A 19,608-nucleotide genomic window follows, 5' to 3' on the forward strand; every position below is an offset into this window, starting at 1 on the left:
GTTGGAGCCGATCACAATTACATCTTCCAAGAAGAGCTGATGATAGAACCCGTTGAATTGTTGTATCCGTTACGATAAAGGAACCGTTGGTAGAATTACAAATGAAACTTATGATGTAAGGAGCTTACATGCGAAAAAAAATACGTAAAACACTCAAATACAGCATACTTAGTATTATTTTAATAGTTATAGTAGCTCTGATATTTCCCACATGGACACCCAAAATTAAAGGTGAAAACAGCATCAGCATGCTAGAGCAGGTCGAAATTAACGGTACAGGACATGAAGTCATGATCAGGGGAGTTGACCGAAGTAATCCTATCCTGATTTTTGTACATGGCGGGCCGGGATGTTCGGAGATTCCGTACGTAAGGAAGTATCAGAAAGAGCTTGAGCAACACTTCACGGTGGTGCATTACGATCAACGGGGGAGTGGCAAGTCCTATCACTTTTTTGAGGATTACTCGAATCTGACAACAGATTTATTAGTAGATGATTTGTTAGCGTTAAGGGATTATGTATCTACGGAGTTAGGTCAAGAGAAGGTTATATTAATTGGTCATTCATTTGATACATACATTGGGATGAAAGCTGCGGCTAAAGAACCCGCTCAGTTTCACGCTTATATAGGCATTGGACAGATGGCTAATACACTTCAGAGCGAACTGGAAAGTTTGGAGTACACATACGAGCAAGCGAAACAAGCCGGTAATGCAGAGGACGTTAAAAAACTGGAGCTAATTCGCAGCTCGATCGAGCAAGGAAAGGAACTTACGCCTAGAATTTTGTTGCAAAAGTACCGTGGTGCAGCCAGACTCATCAACGAGAATAGAGATTATATTTCAGGATTCCTTTTAAATCCCGAATATAATGGGCTGGATATGATTCGCTTTTATACAGGGATGTTCAGTTCACAAGACATCTTACTGAAGGAAGCATTTGATCAAAATTTACCTGATATTGTTGATCATCTGGAGATTCCTACCTATTTTGTAACGGGTAAATATGATTATATGACCACTGCGAATGCAGCACGTGATTATTTTGACGTATTGGATGCACCGATCAAAGACTTCATTGTATTCAACGAGTCGGCGCATTACCCACAGTTTGAGGAGAAAGAAAAATTCGTGAAGTGGTTAAATGAGCTATTTTAATATGCATGGAGAGGAGCAAGATCATATTGTTAAGTGAATTCATTGAGCTTGAAGAAGAGAATGATGATAGTTATCGGTGTTACACTCTGCAAAATACAGTCCAAATATTCAAACATTCCATACAAGATGAGGATTTAAATGACGTTCGAATATATGTGTCCACAAATACACCGTTAGTTTCAATTGTTGATAAAATAGAAGACTACATTAAGTGGTTTTCAACTTGTGAGACTGTCTTTCGAGATTATTATGAGAATGAACTTCAAGAAAAAGTACATCAGAATTGGTTTAATGAGATTGAAGTCTATCGTGTGGATATCACATTTAACAGTATAACCGACTACGGCGCAACAATATCTTGCGGAGATAACATTCTGCAAGATCACATCATGATGATTGATTTTGATAGAGAACAAATCCAAGAAATCCACTTAAACGGATAGATGGATTATTTTGTAGTAAATAGTCACAAAAAACAATAAAGATATCGCTTTATTTTCCATAAATGTGTTATTATGTTGGTGTCGGACGAAGAATTCATTTGTTTGATCGATAGAGAGAGGAGGCACGTATTCTCGAATCATTCAATCTGTATGCATAGATTAACTGCACTGCTTGTTAAAAATAATAGAATAAGCGGAGGTATGGTTATGTTCAAAAAATGGAAGAAATTTGGCATCAGCAGCTTGGCACTGGTATTAGTGGCTGCGGTGGCCTTTACCGGATGGAGTGCTAAGGCGTCTGCAGCAGATGCTTCGCAAATTGTAGCTGAGATGGGTGCGGGATGGAATCTGGGCAATCAGCTGGAAGCAGCGGTGAACGGTACACCGAATGAGACAGCTTGGGGCAATCCTACGGTAACTCCAGAGTTAATCAAAAAGGTAAAAGCGGCAGGCTTCAAATCCATTCGTATTCCCGTTTCCTATTTGAATAACATTGGAAGCGCTCCCAATTATACAATTAATGCGGCATGGCTGAATCGAATTCAGCAAGTCGTGGATTATGCGTACAATGAAGGTCTGTATGTGATCATCAATATTCATGGTGATGGGTATAATTCCGTACAGGGTGGATGGCTGCTCGTGAATGGTGACAATCAGACTGCCATTAAGGAAAAATATAAGAAAGTGTGGCAGCAAATTGCTACTAAGTTTAGCAACTACAATGACCGTCTTATTTTCGAATCCATGAACGAAGTATTCGATGGTAACTATGGCAATCCAAACTCGGCCTATTACGCCAATCTGAACGCATACAACCAAATCTTCGTGGATACGGTTCGTCAGACTGGAGGTAACAATAATGCCAGATGGTTGCTGATTCCAGGCTGGAATACCAATATTGACTACACTGTTGGTAATTATGGCTTTGCTCTTCCAACAGATAATTACAGATCCTCAGTTATTCCTAGTTCGCAGAAGAGAATCATGATCTCAGCACACTATTACTCTCCGTGGGATTTTGCAGGTGAGGAAAACGGCAATATCACACAGTGGGGTGCAACTTCTACGAACCCTGCCAAAAAGTCTACATGGGGCCAAGAGGATTATCTTGAATCGCAGTTTAAGTCCATGTACGACAAATTTGTTACTCAGGGCTATCCTGTAGTGATTGGTGAGTTTGGCTCCATTGATAAAACGTCCTACGATTCCAGCAACAATGTCTATCGTGCTGCTTACGCCAAAGCAGTTACAGCAAAAGCTAAAAAATACAAAATGGTTCCTGTTTATTGGGATAACGGGCATAACGGTCAACATGGATTCGCATTGTTTAACCGTTCAAACAAAACCGTGACGCAGCAAAATATCATTAATGCGATCATGCAAGGTATGCAATAGTTTATTGTCTATCTGTATCCGTGCAAACGGCGTGTTCCTTCAAAAGGGACATGCCGTTTTTTGTGTTATCCGGAGATGAAGATGAACAACATTTACCAATGCATTTTACATAAGCCACATACAGAATTCATTAAATCCCACAATAGCTTTTATATACTTAATTTGCTTGATATAGCGAACTAAAAGGACTAGGTGGTAGACAGAATGTTAAAAAAGCGTGATTTGCAGGAATGCCTTTCACTGTACAGCTTAATGATGGACCCCGCAGTTTCTCCTTACGTTCGTTATCAATGCCAATCGCATGAAGAATATCTATTCCTCACTAAACAATTAATGGCCGAAGAAGAACAAAAGACGGTGATTTCCCGAACGATTTTGAATGAAACAGGGCAGCCTATTGGTACCATTGATCTCTATCATATCGAGCATCAAACAGGTTTCTTAGCCACATGGATTGGATCACCGTTTTTTGGAAATGGGTATAGCCAAAGAGCCAAATCAGCCTTTTTTGTTGAATTGTTTCTGGAACATGGGATTGAAACGGTATTTATGAAGATACGCAAGCAGAACATAAGATCCAGAAAAGCGGTACAAAAACTGCCTTATGTGAAATTAGCCAATGATGTGTATCCAGATGTATATCAACGGATTAATATGAATGAAAAGTTGTATGATCTGTATTATGTTGAACGGTCAGCCTTTTTCGAAAATAGTAGGGATCTGCACCAAGTGGTAGCTACGTAACTTATACCGTGAATATAACATGCAGGAATATGGACTAGAGAATCGAAAGACATTAAGTAGATAACCTCATAAAAAGTGGACGGTTAATCAAGGAGGCATGAAATGAATAATATTAACAAGATTTTGGGTGTAGTCCTCATGCTTGGCAGTGTGTTTATCTCAACGATGGAGAGAATTTCAATACGAGTCTCTATCGCTATAGTAGAAGCAGGATATGTGTCAGGAGGGACTAACGTACCCCAACTCGCTCAGATGAACGAGCATCCAACAGGTTTACTCGTATACTTCATGTTTTTTGTTGGATTCATACTATTGGTGGCGGGATTCCCGGGGAGTTATAAGAAAAATCGTAATCATGGGCATAACAAGGAAGTTTAGCTTGAGGAGGGATGAAAGTGGCCCAACAGGAGGAAGTGTTATCAGGAGGTAATGTGAATCAGGTCGTCAGAATAGGTGAGACGGTTCGCCGGCATGTGAAACCAAATCCATATGTGGTTGAACTGCTTTTACATCTCGAAAAAGTTGGTTATGATCATGCTCCTCGATTTCTGGGAATAGATGAACAGGGGAGAGAAACGCTCTCTTACCTCGAAGGCATCGTTCCAGGCGATGACTACCCTGATCTAGAAGAGTATATGTGGTCAGACGAATCTTTGATTGAAGTCGCAAAACTGTTGAGAAGTTACCATGATTCGACCGTTGGATTTACAACAACATCAGTATCAACGAACAGATGTCCAGGCATAACTGAAGATGAAGTTGTATGTCATAACGATTTTGCGCCGTATAATGTGGTGTACAAGGATGGCCGTCCTCAAGGCATTATTGATTTTGATATGGCGGGTCCGGGTCCGCGAATGTGGGATATCGCCTATGTCTTGTATACATCCGTTCCATTCGCAGATTTCTCACCAGAGATGGACGGAAAGGGTGTAATGCCATACGCCAGCCAGGCGCACGGAACTGTTCGAAAAGAACGGATTGCCTTATTCATGGCTACATACGGGCTGAGTGTTCCAGCAGATTTGAAGGATTGGGTCATATCCCGTATCCGTTTCATGTGTAAAACACTGACTGATCGTGCGGCTGATGGAGATGTCGCTTTTATGAAGATGGTCGAAGAGGGTCATCTGGCCCACTATGAGAAAGAAGTCATTTTTCTTGAAAACCATTGGGATGAATGGGTTTGAAAGGTAATGCTAATAGACCGCGTGATAGCCTAAGGGCTGGACAGCGGTTTTTTTGTTTCGATCTTCGAATCCTTATGAATTCCTTTCTAATCATTTTCAACAATTGTGATCAACAATACAGCAATATTGTTTGGATTAGATCGAAATAACTGTGATACAATTCATTGTAAAGCGCTATCATTGTAAATTATTAAACTATATTGCTTTTTATATTCTGGGAAGGGAGATCTTTACTGATGCTAACCATACACACCCCGACGAATATTGCTTTGCAGGAAAATGAAGTTTATGTGCGATCAGAAGCAGATAATTTTCAGGATGAATGGCCTGTTCATACGCATAATGGGTATGAGATACATTATTTTATTCAAGGAGATGCAACCTTTTTAATCGGTGACCGAATATACAAGCCGCTGCCTGGAGATATGTTTATATTCAGAGGCGGTGTGCCCCACCGAATCAATCCTTCAAGAGAAATCGTGTACAAGCGAAGTTTTGTCAATTTCACGGAATTATTGCTTTTGGACATGCTTGCTGTCAGTCAGTTGGAGAATCTGATGTCCATATTCCGTCATCCCAATGGGTTATTGGTGCATTGGCCCCCGGAGGAGCGTGAGCATATCACAGCTATATTTAAGGGGATCAAGGAGGAGATGGGGGCAGGAAATACAGGGTACAAAACAATGGTCAAATTAAGTCTTACCCAATTGCTACTGCGGATTTATAGGAAAACGACTAGTGAGCAATCTGCCAATCCTATTTTATGTTCTTCTCAAAAGCAAACAAGCGTAAGCCGGGTTCTTCATTATTTAAACCAGAACTACACGGAGAATGTTTCTTTGGATGAGTTGTCTAAAACACTCCATTTGAATAAATACTACATTTGTCATTCTTTTAAAGAAACGACGGGATATACCATAAGCAATTATGTAATACGGAAAAGAGTTGCAGAGGCCAAAAAATTATTGCTGTCTACGGATGCACCGATTTTGTTGATATCAGAGACACTAGGCTTTAACACACCTGTATATTTTAGCAGGGCCTTTAAACAATATGTGGGTGTATCACCACAGTTATTCCGTAAAAGTGAATTGCTCAACGAAGCCAAAATTCATTAGAACCTTCCAAGGAGATGTTGATATGACAAAAAGAACAACGTTTAAGCTCATCACTAGCATGGTATTGGTCATGTTACTCATCGTATTGACTGCTTGCGGAAATTCAGGTACCAATGCTAATCCAAAACAAACAACCCTGGATTTCCTGTGGTTCTCTGACGGAAAAGAAGGAGAAGTCATCAAGGAAATCATTAAAGAGTATGAGCAGACCAATACCAAGGTTAAAATCAACCTGATTGAAGTTGGCTTCAAGGATATCCAAACCAAATTAAAAACAATGTTATCCGGTGGAAAGCCACCTGCACTGAGCCGGGTCACGGATACTGGATCATTTGCTAATCAGGCGGTTGATCTGACACCTTACGTGGACAATGCGGACCAATTCGAGGATCAATTTATTGACTCACTTAAACCTTATTATGTTATTAATGACAAGCTGGTAGCGGCGCCTATGGATGTTACAGCGAATGGGCTTATTTATAACAAAACCTTATTTGATAAAGCGGGCGTCAAAGTACCGACCTCTCCTGACCAGGTATGGACGTGGGATGAATACACAGCTGCGTTAAAAGAGGTTATGGATAAAGGCGGAGCACGTTATGGCATGGTATGGGATGTCACACCGCATAGATGGTCCACTCTTTTGTATCAGAATGGCGGAAGCATCTTAACAGAGGATGGCACCGCAGCAGCGATTAACAGTGAAGCCGGAATTCGTAGCATGGAGCAGTTCAAGCAGCTTCATCAAGAAGGGATCATGCCCGAATCCGTATGGCTCGGAGGGGAAAATCCGAACAACCTGTTCCGTTCCGGGACGGTGGCTACCCACTGGGCTGGCAACTGGATGATCAGCAATTACAAGGATATCACTGATTTTGAATGGGGAGTCACCTATATGCCAAAAGGAACACAACGTTCTTCAGTACCAGGCGGGAAGTTTCTGATGGCATTCAAAGGCAGCGGATATGAGCAGGAGGCGGCCGAATTTATTGAATACTTAACGTCCAAAGAAGTGAATTCAAAATATAACCAAGAATCATTGTTTATGAGTCCACGGAAGGACAGCTCTGTATTGAATTATGAATTCGGCAAGGAGATGTTTGAAATTTTCGCGGATGAACTGAAGAACAGTTCGCCTCTTGCAGCTAATGACTGGTCCAGACAGACCATTATATCCAAAATTTCAACGGACCTGAAAAATAATATTGTTGAGGTTCTATCCGATAAGGCAACTCCGCAGGAGGCATTGGATCGAACTGCCAAACTGATTAACGAGGCTATTGGCAGTCAATAAACGTAAAGCGCTTTGGTTAATTCGTATACGGGGGCTTACCGATTCCTGTGAAGCCTCCCTTTCGAATAACGCATAAGGAAGGGGCAAGCAGATGAGTGAAGGACAACGATTAAACAAAAATACGCTAGCAAAACAGAACAGGAAGCTCGTTATTGCTCCTTATCTGTTTATACTACCCAACCTCCTGATCTTTGGAACTTTTATCGTATTTCCCTCTTTATTGGGCCTCTATTATTCCTTCCATGTCTATGATGGATTGAACCCAATGAAGTTCAACGGGCTGGATAATTATATCAAAATTATAGGGGATCGGGAATTTTGGTCGACCATCGGACGAACGGGGATTTATGCAGCGATTGTTGTCCCGCTAATATATGCAGCAGCGTTAGGCATTGCTTTGCTGCTTGCGCGCGAGATTAGAATGCGCGGGTTCTTCAGGGCCGTATTTTACTGGCCTACCATGATTTCTTACATTATCGTAGGATTGACCTGGAAGTGGATTTTCGGAGATTCATTTGGCATTTTGAATCATCTGTTAACCGTGGTTGGTGTGGAACCTGTTGGTTTTTTAACCTCTTCCTTTTGGGCAAATACGGCTGTAATCATCGCGACAGTATGGTCACGTGCAGGCTTTTTCATGGTCATTTTTATCGCGGGTTTGCAGGCTATACCTACGGATTATTATGAGGCTGCCCGCTTGGACGGGGCAACGGGAATAAAGGTGTTTCGATATATTACGCTCCCGTTGTTGAAGCCCACAAGCTTGCTTGTTGTTATGCTGACTCTGATTGACGCGTTCAAAGCATTTCCACTTATGTTTGCGCTTACAGGTGGTGGTCCGGGCAAAGATACTACCTATATTGTTCAATATATTTATGAGATTGGCTTTAACAGACAGGAGCTCGGTCTGGCCAGTGCGATGTCGGTGATACTGTTTATCCTTATTGGTGGATTCTCGGCTCTGCAATTCCGTCTATCGAAAGGAGGGGCTACGTAATGGTAATGAAGCCTATGGTCAAAATCTTCATCTACAGTCTGTTAAGTGTTGCCGCAGTGGTGTGGCTCCTGCCTGTCCTGTGGGTCGTGATTTCTTCTCTAAAAACGAATAGCGATCTGTACAGCTTTCCTCCCAAGTTATGGCCGCAGCCAATCACCTTCGAGCATTTCAAGGAGGCATTCAGTAAAGGCGATTTTGGCTTGTATTTTATGAATAGTACGATCGTAACTGTAAGCTCAACGCTGCTACTGTTATTGATTAACTCCATGGCAGGTTTTGCACTCGCGAAATATCGCTTCCGCGGAAGCGCGATCATATTAATTGCTTTTGTCTCAACACTCATGATTCCGATTGAGGTAATTATGATCCCTATATTCAAAGTGCTGAGTGCACTGGGGTTGTATAATAGCCTACTCGCGATTATTATCCCGCCAGCAGCAACCCCAACAGGTGTGTTCCTTATGCGGCAGTATTTGTTGTCCGTACCGGACGAGTTGTTGGAAGCTGCCCGGATGGATGGAGCGGGCGAATGGAAAATTTACTGGAGCATTATTCTTCCGATAGCGAAGCCGATTCTTGCGGTGCTCGCAATCTTCTCCTTCATGTGGAGATGGGATGATTTTGTATGGCCGTTAATTGCGATTAGTGATCCATCGAAATATACGATTCAGCTTGCGCTCTCTAATTTTATTGGTGAATACAACGTGGATTGGGGAAGTTTGCTTGCGATGTCCGTCATCACGATGCTTCCGGTACTGATTGTTTTTATGGTTTTCCAGCGGTATTTTGTCAGCGGTATGATTACTTCAGGAATGAAAGGATGAGTTGAATGTCAGATACCACCCGGAGTGGGATGGATACCTTGAATTATAAACCTATGAAATTAGGTCACAATCAGGTCATTAATCATTGGATGATCAGCGGCATATATACAAAGCCTGTTGCCTTTGTTCCAACAACGATGGAGGGAGATATTAATGATTGGCTTATCGATGGTTTTGCCATTCATGAGAATCCATGCAGAAAGGAATTTGTAGAACATAGGAGAACGCAGCCTGTGAACCGTTTTTTTGATCAATGGAGCGAGTTTCCTAGCCCGGGAGACGATTTCGTTGGAGAAGAGAACGGAATGCCTTGGGCACTGTATTCTCCTTGGAATAATCCACGGGTGGAGCAATCAGGATTTTGGTTTGTACCGACACATCTGCGCAGTTACGCGGCGACAAGACTCATTTCTCCGACTGCTCATACTGCTTCTTTGCGGATTAAGACCTATGGCAGTCTGACGTTGTGGGTGAATGGGGAAATGGTAACGGATTTTGCGCCACTCATGCGTAACAAGGAGCAGGAAATCGTAATTAAAGCTGAACTTGTAGCTGGAATCAATGAGATCTATGCCTGCTGGGAGGATTTGGCTGAGCGGGATACGATGTATGCTTTTGCGGTGGAATATCTGGGAGACGAGGAATTGGTGATTTCCCTGCCTATTGCTCCTCATTTGGCGGAGTCTGTAAAATCCGCAGAGGAAGCCCTCGAACAGGCTTATTTTCCTTCGGATCTCTTCAGAGGTGAGCAGATTAAGCTCAAGCTGCCGCTTCCCTTACCGGACATCGTTAGAGAGGTTGATATTCAGTATGGCAATTTTTTTGACGGTACCGAAAATAAGACGATACACATCGCCGAAAAGGAAACGGACTTGGTCCTGGCACATACGAATCAACTCGGTCATCATTACGTATATTTCACGCTGGCCATTTCAGTTTCAAATGTTGTACTAACCAAGAAGTTTGGCTGCCAATCCTATGATACGAGCTATGATGAGGCAGCTCAGCAAGCTGCGGATATTGAAGCCCGCAAATCCCTAGCTCTGCAATGCATTGCCGAGAAGGGCAGCCCTAATATCCATAAGGCCATCGCCATGCTCAAAACAGGAGGCAATCTGCAAGAAGCGGAGAACATTTTGCTTGAGGGTGTGGAAGGGATTGAGCAACGGAAGGATTGCAGTGACTTCTATCTGGTGGGGCTGTTCCGTCTTTGGAGAGATGAGCGAAATAGCGGTCTGTTCAGTGAATCGTTCTGGGATCGGGTGAAAGCAAGCATTCTGGGCTATCGGTATTGGATAGATGAACCTGGCGATGATGTAATGTGGTTCTTCAGTGAGAATCATGCCTTGTTGTTCCATACCAATGAACTGTTAGCCGGACAGCTGTTTGGGGATGAAATGTTCAGCAACAGTGGTGAATCCGGTGAAGTACACCGTCAAAAAGCAGAGCAGAGGCTTGCATTATGGTTTGAGCGCTTTTTGGATGAAGGATTGGCAGAATGGAATTCAAGTGCATACATTCCGATTGATGCGGTTGGGTTGTTGCATATCTATGAATTTGCCCATAATGAACAGCTCAGACAGCAAGCCAAAAAGGCAATGGACCTGTTATTCTATTATATTACCGTTCAGATGCATCAAGGCGTCTTGTCCACAACGTTTGGGCGCAGTTATGAGAAGGAACTGCTGGGTGGTTATGCAGCGGGAACCACTTCAATGTGCTGGATCGCTTATGGCGTTGGCAATGTAAACAATTATTCAATAAGCAATGTTGCCTTGAGTTTATCGGATTACAGTCCTCCAGCAGCATATCAGGAGCATCTGTTGCTCGGGGACAATCAGCAATTGGTGTTCGCCAATCAGCAGGGCAAGGGAGGTTACGCCAAGCTCTATCATTGTCGGACCAGGGAATACTCCTTATCCTCAATCATTCGCTTCCGCCCAGGCAAGCCAGGTTATCAGGAGCATGTCCAGCATTTATCTCTGTCACCTGAGGCGCTGATCTGGGTGAATCATCCGGCAGAAATATACAAGCACGGGGATGGTCGACCTTGCTTCTGGGCTGGGAATGGGATATTGCCCGATGTTGTTCAGCATGAGGGGATCGCTTTGATGATGTTTGATATTCCTGCGGATAACAACTCGGACTGGACACATGCTTATTTTCCTACCCACTCCTTCACGGAATGGGTAAGGCATGAGAACTGGAATTTTGCTCGTTTGGATAAGGGTTATGCAGCTATATATGCGGCCAACGGGACGAGTATGGAGAGCAACGGGGTGACAAGAGAACGTGAGCTTATTTCACCTGGCTTGCGTAACGCCTGGATTATAAGAGCAGGAAGCGAACAGCAATTCGGGTCATTTGAAGCTTTTATCAAGCAAGTTCGTTCTGCAAACCCGCAATTCGATAATCAAGCTTTAACTCTCACTCTAACAGACCCGGTATATGGTCCAATTCAATGGGGAATGAACAAGCCTTTTCTTATTAAAGAAGAGGAAATTATACACGAAGGTTATGGAGTGAAGGGACAACTTAAGTTAATGGACATCGAGCGCTGAATCGTATGCAAGAAACCAAGGGAGTGATAACCAACATGCCGAATCAAATGGTGTTGCAGGAGAGAATAAGCAAGGTATCCCAAGCGATGGAGTCTATGAAAAACACAAGCATCAATGAACAGTTTCCCATCGGACTAATCGACATACATCTATGGGAATGGCCGCAAGGTGTTGGTCTGTATGGCTTGCTTCAGCTCCATGAGGCAACGAAAGATCCTAAAGTGCTGGAATTTCTGGAATCATGGTACAATGCAAGGCTGATGGAAGGATTACCAGAAAAAAATGTGAACACCTGCGCTCCTCTCCTTACTTTGATCTCATTATGCGAGCTGACCGGAAACAAGGAGTACGAACAGGTCTGTGAGGAGTGGAGCAGTTGGATCATGGATGGACTGCTGCGAACCGGAGATGGTGCGTTTCAGCATATGATCACGGGAGACGCCAATGATGGTCAAATTCTGATTGATACCCTGTTTATGACGGTGCTATTTTTGGCCAAGGCAGGGGTATACTTCAAGAAACCCGACATGGTGGAAGAAGCCAAACGACAGTTCCTTGTGCATATCAAATATCTATATAACAAGAAAACCGGATTGTTCTATCATGGTTGGGATTTCAATGAAAATCATAACTATGGTGCTGTTCATTGGGGAAGAGGCAATGCATGGTATACGGCGGGAGTTATGGATTTCCTGAATATCATTCCGATCGAAGACGGGCTAAAGGCCTATCTGTTGGATACAGTAACCGCTCAAGTCAGAGCACTGAGCAAGCTTCAAGGTGAGGATGGCATGTGGCACACTGTGCTGGATGATCCAACCTCTTACAAAGAAACCTCGGCAACGGCAGCGATTGGATACGGCATTCTTAAGGGAATCCGGTATGGATACCTGGATGAATCCTATCGACAGAATGGCTTGAGTGCGCTTGAAGCGGTGTTGAAACATATTGATGATCACGGAGTTGTACAGCAGGTGTCCTATGGTACACCTGTGGGGCAGGATGCTCAGTTTTATAAAGATATAGCGATCAGTCCGATGGGTTATGGACAAGCACTTACGTTGTTTATCCTGATTGAGGGCTTGCGGGTTCCAACCGCCGAATAGAATAAGGCAGACTTGTACGGAGGATGGGGGATACAGTTTCCTGTATCCTCCTTTTTGTTTGAAAGGGCACCTATTTTGTTCTATACTCCTTTGAAGGGTCTCTACTAAATAGATTATTGAAGGAGTAATGAACAAAATTGGAACTCAAAGAACGTCCAAAGATAGCAATCAAGAAAACGAGAGTAGAAATAGTGTTAGACATCACGACATTTATGTTGTTTATTATCTTTACGTTATACTTCACCCAGCAATGGCTGACATTACCGAATGAGTTGCCGATACATTTTAATATGAAAGGAGAACCAGATGGTTGGGGAGGGAAGTGGGTCGTTTGGATACCATTAATAATCGGACTTATATTATGGATTGGTCTATCGACTCTTGAAAAATACCCACATACATATAATTATCAAAATTTAAATGCAGAGAATGCTGAGCGACAATATAAAAATGCTCGTATCATGGTTAATATCATGAAAGCTGAAATAACCCTATTTTTTATGTATATCAGTTGGATGATCCTTGGTTTTTCCAGTGAAGGAGTGGCTAACAACGGTTGGTTGCCCATTGTTATATTCATTATCGTTTTATTTGGTTCAATTGCATTTTTTATATACAGATCATTTAAGTTGAGATAGACCTCTTTAAAGGGATTGGAGTACCCCTTAGAATTCATGAGAAATCCCAAGGGGGTATTCCGATGTGTTTTGCGTTTAAGTTTTGCCTGTCAACCTCGGCTCCCCATAGGCCCTAATCTCGATTAACTCCGCGTACTTGCTTCCATTGGTGGCATCCATGTTAACTCTAAGTGCCTGTGAATACACAGGTGTAGCCAGGGTATGAATGACTTTTCTTTTGCGGTTTTCCGTTACATTTACAATCTCGATCCATTCCCCAGACCGACTCAATACCTCCACCCGATAATCACGCACCAGCTCAGGCATCACACAGAATGTTGTGTGATGGTGATGTAAATTTACCAGATCCTCGTTCACATCATCATTAAACGTCAAGTGCAACTCAGCCAAGGTTTGTGGCTCTTCCCATGTCAGTTGCACCCATTCAGGATTGCCAGACTGCATCGGCTGCGACATCCACTGTTGCGGCCCACCGTATGGGCGATGATAACCGTTGATCGTGTTGTCCGATGAATAGGCCGAAGTCTCAGAGAGGGTACGACAGCAGAATGGCTGACGCGCTAACCCCTGCATGGACCATAATACGACAGGCTGATCCGTTGCATGATCCTCCAGATTTTTGGACACGTGGTTTTCTTCTGTTTTGAAGAAGATTAGCACCCCGCTGTGTGCTTCTGTCGAATGGTAGAGTGAGACTGCTTTATTGGAGCGGATGATTATAAAAGCATTCTGCAGTTCTTCCGGTCGCCATTCGAGCGGAAGCTTCACCCACTGCGCAGTTCCTGTTGTAACGTTAACAGTCGCCGTAACTTGTAACGAATGCGGGACGTAGTTCTCCTTACGCCCCGTATCCCACAGCTCTACCGTCAGCGCGGTATCGCTGGATGCATCCAGCAGTAGCTCCAGGCCGCTGAGCACTGGATGCACAGGCAGCAGCAGGGCGACATCTGTACCCAGCGGGTACGTCTCGCCAGGCTGCTCAAGGGCGATGCCCGTCAGCGTGCTGGAGGCTGTAACCTGGGCACGCCGGGCCAGATCCAGCTCATCGTGGCTGCGCACCCCGATGATGGAAGCGTCCTGCCGCAGCAACGTCTGCTGCAGGACCGCCAGATGCCTCGCGTGCAGTTCGCGCGGCGATACCCCCATGGACGCGCAGAGCGCCGCGCCCGTACCCGCGGCTTCGCCGATGACCGCGCATGTTGCCATGACGCGCGTTGTGCCGAAGGCGACATGTGATGCACTGATGTCGCGCCCGGCCATGAGCATATTCCGCACATTTGCGGAATACAGCGAGCGGAACGGCACGTGATATACGCCATCGGCATGCATATGCTTCGAGCCACTCGCTTCGGCGTACATGCCCTGCGGGGGATGCAGGTCAATGGACCAGCCGCCAAAAGCAACGGCATCCGGGAACTCCCGCTGGCTGATAATATCATTCTGGGTGAGCACATAGTCACCCGTGAAGCGACGGTACTCCCTTTTGCCAGGCAGAGAACCAATCCACTCCAGCGTCATATGATCTGCATCAAACTTGCCGGAGTTCTTGATATAGTCCCAGATCCCGTAGATCACGGACCACAGTTCATCACGGATCAGCTCATTGTCATGAACGGTGTCATGTTCACCGCCCCATTCAATCCACCAATAATGACAACCGGAATCCCCGCTGCGAATGACCCGGCGAATCGGAATGCTGGTCTGTGTAATATCCTTGGCAAAAGAAGGCGGGATATAACGGACAGGCGCACCAGCATCCTTGGTATAAAAGAGAAGTGTACTGCCCAGCGTGATCTGATCAGCCACCTCTGGTGCCCACTCTTCGCCATATTCGCTGCGGGCTTCCCGACCGAGTGCAAACTGGGCTCCAGCCAGAAAGCCGACCAATCCATCGCCCGTACAGTCCAGATAGATCTGACTTTCGAATCGGATTTTGCGCTCAGAACCCATCATCCATCCGGTAACGGAGGTGATCATGCGTTCATCTCCATCCCCAGTGGCCTCGACTTCATGTACATCCGTGTTCAGGTACAGGCTAATGTTGGATTCAGCTCGAACGGCTTCCAGGATGATCAAGTCCCAGAGATAAGGATTGCCTTCCGGGTTGCGGTACTGGTTCTCTATAAACAATTCCCCCATAATACCCGTTTCCCGGGCATAACGGTTAATCCCGTGGGCGGTGGCACCGCACACCCAGACCCGAACCTCGCTGCTGGAATTGCCGCCAAGCACGGGGCGGTTCTGCACGAGCGCCACCTGCTGCCCCATGCGGGCAGCGGCTATCGCGGCGCATACACCAGCAAGTCCTCCGCCGATGACGGTGATGTCGTATTGTACATGCTCTTGTTTCATATCTGTGACCTCCTTAACTGAAGTTAGATCCACCTTGACTCCAACTGCATATCTATAATTTCATCTTAGATTTATATATTCACTTTTTAAATGCACTATACTATCATCAAACATATACTTTATTTCACAGAAAGGGTGGTCAAGTCATGGAGCTGCTTAACCACATCTACTGGAAGCAAAAAGGGGAATTTGCTCTTACGGAAGATATCTATACGACTTGGGTGGCTTTTGCCGTCGAAGAGGGAATATTCCATTATGAGATTGGGGGTCAGATCGGAGAAGCGAGTTTTGGCGATCTGGTGCTGTGCCCCCCGGCGGTTCCTTTTCGGCGGACAGTCATTACCCCGCTGACATTTCACTATTTACAGTTTAGCAGTAGCCTGGAGGAGGAGGAGTTTCTGCCACCAGCCGGAAAATCGCTGATTAATGACACGAAGCGGTTAGCCTCGACGTACGCTTATTTACGCCAGGACAGTGAGGAGAATAAGGGGGAAGTTGCCCGTTGGAAGACACATTTTATGATGGATTTGTGGCAGTTGTATCAGGTGGAACGCAGACAGAATCGCTTAAAGGAGCGGAGATTTACCGAAGACGCACGAATGGCTGAAGCGGCAGCGCTGCTGGAGGAGCGGGCGGAAGAGGACATCAGCCTTCAGGAATTGGCACAGCGACTGGCCTTGAGTCCGGTGCAGTTGACAAGGCGTTTCCGGGAAGCTTTTCAGGAGACGCCATCAGGCTATCTCAAACGGGTCCGTCTGAAAAAAGCGCAGAACCTCTTGGCTGACAGCAGCCTGACCCTTAACCAAATTGCCGAGCGATGCGGATATGAGAACGGTTTTTATCTGAGTAGAGTGTTCTCCAAAACGTTGGGCATAAGTCCATCTGAGTATCGCAGGAGACACAGGGTGTAAGCTGAAAGAAGTGAGCAGAAAGCTTTGAAGACTACTTTAAAGACAACTTTTGAAGCCAGCGGAGCACCAGGTATACACCTTCGTTACGGGTTGTCCAGATTATGGAGGAGCTGGTGTGAATGAGTGCAGAAGCAACGGATACTACATTTCTAACCGAAATTAGAGGGGGAAGTACATTTCAGTTGTAGATCATAGACAATTTATACTATAATTTACCATATGGAGTCCTTATCCGAACGTATGCCCCCCCGTATCCGTTTGAATGAGGACTCTGATTTTATAACTAAAACCAAGGAGGGGGATATAGCCTTAGCCTTTAAAATAAGGAATTCATCCTAATATTCGATAAAGGAGATGGAAGCGATGAGAAAAATGATATTTTTGAAAGCGCTTAAATTTGTTTTGATGATAACTTTGTTAGTTCCTTTGTATTGGGCGGCTCCATCTGTCCATGCGGCAGAAGGGGAGAATACCTTGATTCTGAGTCATGATTTTGAAGATGGCACGGTCCAGAGCTGGAGCGGACGCGGTGAAGTAGAAACGCTTCATGCAAGCGCCGTTGCAGCTCGTACCGGAGATTATGGACTGGAAGTGAGCGGGCGGGCTATGACATGGCATGGGCCAGCGCTGGATGTGACAGAACTTTTGGAGGTGGGACAGACGTATGTGTTTACTGGCTGGGTGAAGCTTCCGGCGGGAGCGTCCAGCACAAACCTCAATATGTCTTTACAGCGTACCCTGCCAGATACAACACATTATGAAAATTTAACATTCGGTACCGCATCCGCAGGCGGATGGACCAAGCTTACTGCACAGTTTAAAATGCTGGAACCAGCGAATCAGTTATCGGTTTATTTTGAAGTGCCAGACCGTGCCACAGCTTCTTTTTATGTGGATGATTTCCGATTGGAGAAGCTGCCAGATCTCGGACCCATTGTGATCGAAGAAGACATTCCTTCCCTACAGGATGCTTTTGCGGGCAAGTTTCGAATTGGGACGGCCTTCACGAACAATGAACTGCTGACCGAACCGGACAAGCAACTGCTTACGAAGCATTTTGATAGTCTGACACCAGGCAATGTTCTGAAATGGGACAGTACCGAGCCGCAAGAGGGTATGTATAATTTCAGCGGGTCGGATGCCGCAGTCGCTTTTGCAGCAGCGAACGGACAAGAGATACGCGGGCATACCCTCGTTTGGCATACACAAACTCCGGATTGGGTATTTCACGATGCCAACGGCAATCTGGTGAGCAAAACGGTGCTGTATGAACGGATGCAGCAGCATATTGAGACGGTAATGGAGCGTTATCAAGGCCAGATCTACGCTTGGGACGTTGTGAATGAAGTCATTGATGCCTCCGAGCCGGATGGCCTGCGGCGCAGTCTGTGGTACCAGATTGCCGGGGAAGAATATATTGAGAAAGCATTTGAATTCGCCCATGCAGCCGACCCGGATGCCAAGTTGTTTATTAATGACTACAATACCCATGAGCCGGCCAAAAGCCAGGCCCTCTACAATCTGATCACTCGCCTTCAAGCCAAGGGTGTGCCTATTGACGGAGTCGGCCATCAAACACACATCAGCCTCTTTTATCCAACCCTTTCGGAAATTGAGAGTTCCATTGTCAAATTTAAGGCGCTGGGCCTCGAAACACATATTACTGAGCTTGATGTAAGTGTATATTCCAATGATTCGCAATCTTATGATATCTTCCCGGAAGAACTGAAGACACAGCAGGCAGCGCTGTACAAGTCCCTGTTCCAGATCTTCCTGAGGCATACGGACACAGTCAAAAATGTTACCTTGTGGGGCAAGGATGATGCCAATACCTGGCTACGAACCTTCCCAGTCGCCCGCAACAACTGGCCGCTGCTTTTCGACGAGCGACTCCAGTCCAAGCCAGCCTATTGGTCCGTATTAGAGACGGTCCAGGTCGAGGCAGTACCAGCCGCTCCGCAGAATCTGACCGCCACTGCGGTTAGCGACAACAGCATCAATCTAAGCTGGAGTGCATCTGCAAGTGCGACCTCCTATACGGTAAACAGGTCGCTGACAGCAGCCGGACCGTATACATCTGTGGCCGCTGTATCGGGAACAAGCTATAAGGATATGGCGGTATCTGCTGGAACCACCTACTACTATGTGGTGAATGCGGTTAACAGCGTTGGGAAGAGTGTGAACTCCGTTCAAGCTTCCGCAAAGGTCCAGGGTGGAGGGCCGCCAGAGCCTGCTGGCAATCTGACTCTAGCCTATCGTGCAGGGGATACAAATCTGCTCGATAACCAAATGAAGCCGCAGTTTGTCATTCACAACAACGGTACCTCCGCAGTTAGCCTGAATGAACTGACAATTCGTTACTGGTATACAGTGGACGGGGAGAAACAACAATCCTTTTTCTGTGATTATGCACAGCTTGGAGGCAGTCAGATCAGCGGCAGCATAGTGAAACTGCCTGCACCTGTTCCTGGAGCGGACCATTATCTGGAACTGAAGTTCGGTACCGGAGCAGGCGTGATCCCGGTCGGAGGAACTTCTGGGGAGATACATACCCGGTTGCACAAAGCAGACTGGTCCAATTACAGCGAAGGGGATGATTATTCCTTTAACCCGCTGCAGACCTCTTTTGCCGATTGGACCAAGGTAACTCTTTACCGGAACGGCGAGCTTGTCTGGGGAGTGGAGCCTATATCCTAATTTGCTAAGTCGTTATATCTAGCCTAGCCGGAGATCCCAGATCTCCGGTTTTTTTAATGCAATAGAACAAATCTGTGTATCCCTATCCCGTCCCTGGCAACTGGTATCACATATCCATGCGAATGAGCCCGGCCCCGGCCGAAGCGGGGGAACTGATGGTATAATGATCTCAATAATTGCA

At 45.4% G+C, this 19,608-nt stretch carries 16 protein-coding genes; 15 read left to right on the forward strand and 1 reads right to left on the reverse strand.

Translation table 11 applies throughout. The annotated features are described in order from the left end of the window. The first annotated feature begins 128 nt into the window (after positions 1-128). The 13 genes from BS614_RS16020 to BS614_RS16080 all read left to right on the forward strand — a co-directional run bounded on the left by BS614_RS16020 (position 129) and on the right by BS614_RS16080 (position 13,467). On the forward strand, positions 129-1,157 hold the full coding sequence (locus tag BS614_RS16020; protein WP_074094684.1) for an alpha/beta fold hydrolase: 1,029 nt from the start codon (positions 129-131) through the stop codon (positions 1,155-1,157). A 26-nt stretch (positions 1,158-1,183) separates the two neighbouring features. Beyond that, positions 1,184-1,600, forward strand: a complete 417-nt coding sequence (locus tag BS614_RS16025; protein ID WP_084174553.1) for a hypothetical protein — start codon at positions 1,184-1,186, stop codon at positions 1,598-1,600. Between the two features lie 207 nt (positions 1,601-1,807). Then, positions 1,808-2,995, forward strand: a complete 1,188-nt coding sequence (locus tag BS614_RS16030; RefSeq protein ID WP_074094685.1) for a glycoside hydrolase family 5 protein — start codon at positions 1,808-1,810, stop codon at positions 2,993-2,995. Positions 2,996-3,199: 204 nt separating this feature from the next. Beyond that, complete coding sequence (locus BS614_RS16035; RefSeq protein ID WP_074094686.1) at positions 3,200-3,739, forward strand: GNAT family N-acetyltransferase; 540 nt, start codon at positions 3,200-3,202, stop codon at positions 3,737-3,739. A gap of 102 nt (positions 3,740-3,841) precedes the next feature. Continuing rightward, on the forward strand, positions 3,842-4,117 hold the full coding sequence (locus BS614_RS16040; protein WP_074094687.1) for a hypothetical protein: 276 nt from the start codon (positions 3,842-3,844) through the stop codon (positions 4,115-4,117). Between the two features lie 11 nt (positions 4,118-4,128). After that, positions 4,129-4,929 carry a phosphotransferase gene (locus BS614_RS16045; protein ID WP_074094688.1) on the forward strand — a complete coding sequence of 267 codons (801 nt, stop codon included), beginning with the start codon at positions 4,129-4,131 and terminating at the stop codon, positions 4,927-4,929. Positions 4,930-5,165: 236 nt separating this feature from the next. Further along, positions 5,166-6,047, forward strand: a complete 882-nt coding sequence (locus BS614_RS16050; protein WP_074094689.1) for an AraC family transcriptional regulator — start codon at positions 5,166-5,168, stop codon at positions 6,045-6,047. Positions 6,048-6,069: 22 nt separating this feature from the next. Beyond that, complete coding sequence (locus BS614_RS16055; RefSeq protein ID WP_074094690.1) at positions 6,070-7,341, forward strand: ABC transporter substrate-binding protein; 1,272 nt, start codon at positions 6,070-6,072, stop codon at positions 7,339-7,341. A 91-nt stretch (positions 7,342-7,432) separates the two neighbouring features. Beyond that, positions 7,433-8,338 (forward strand): carbohydrate ABC transporter permease, encoded by a 906-nt coding sequence (locus BS614_RS16060; protein WP_074094691.1) that lies wholly within the window; start codon positions 7,433-7,435, stop codon positions 8,336-8,338. After that, positions 8,338-9,162 carry a carbohydrate ABC transporter permease gene (locus BS614_RS16065; protein WP_036609056.1) on the forward strand — a complete coding sequence of 275 codons (825 nt, stop codon included), beginning with the start codon at positions 8,338-8,340 and terminating at the stop codon, positions 9,160-9,162. The genes BS614_RS16060 and BS614_RS16065 overlap by 1 nt, the downstream gene beginning before the upstream one ends. Positions 9,163-9,167: 5 nt before the next feature. Then, a complete protein-coding gene (locus BS614_RS16070; RefSeq protein WP_074094692.1) occupies positions 9,168-11,723 on the forward strand; it encodes a hypothetical protein in 2,556 nt (851 codons plus the stop codon). 35 nt (positions 11,724-11,758) lie between these two features. Further along, positions 11,759-12,829 (forward strand): beta-galactosidase BglB, encoded by a 1,071-nt coding sequence (gene bglB / locus BS614_RS16075; RefSeq protein WP_074094693.1) that lies wholly within the window; start codon positions 11,759-11,761, stop codon positions 12,827-12,829. 137 nt (positions 12,830-12,966) lie between these two features. Next, a complete protein-coding gene (locus BS614_RS16080; protein ID WP_074094694.1) occupies positions 12,967-13,467 on the forward strand; it encodes a DUF1648 domain-containing protein in 501 nt (166 codons plus the stop codon). Positions 13,468-13,542: 75 nt separating this feature from the next. Here the strand turns inward: BS614_RS16080 and BS614_RS16085 are convergent, their stop codons facing one another. Continuing rightward, on the reverse strand, positions 13,543-15,819 hold the full coding sequence (locus BS614_RS16085; RefSeq protein WP_074094695.1) for an FAD-dependent oxidoreductase: 2,277 nt from the start codon (positions 15,817-15,819) through the stop codon (positions 13,543-13,545). A 146-nt stretch (positions 15,820-15,965) separates the two neighbouring features. On the opposite strand from BS614_RS16085, the gene BS614_RS16090 reads away from it, so the two are divergent. After that, a complete protein-coding gene (locus tag BS614_RS16090) occupies positions 15,966-16,730 on the forward strand; it encodes a helix-turn-helix domain-containing protein (protein WP_074094696.1) in 765 nt (254 codons plus the stop codon). A gap of 363 nt (positions 16,731-17,093) precedes the next feature. Then, positions 17,094-19,427 carry an endo-1,4-beta-xylanase gene (locus BS614_RS16095; protein ID WP_074094697.1) on the forward strand — a complete coding sequence of 778 codons (2,334 nt, stop codon included), beginning with the start codon at positions 17,094-17,096 and terminating at the stop codon, positions 19,425-19,427. Positions 19,428-19,608: the final 181 nt, after the last annotated feature.

Source organism: Paenibacillus xylanexedens (assembly GCF_001908275.1).
GTDB classification, from domain to species: domain Bacteria; phylum Bacillota; class Bacilli; order Paenibacillales; family Paenibacillaceae; genus Paenibacillus; species Paenibacillus xylanexedens_A.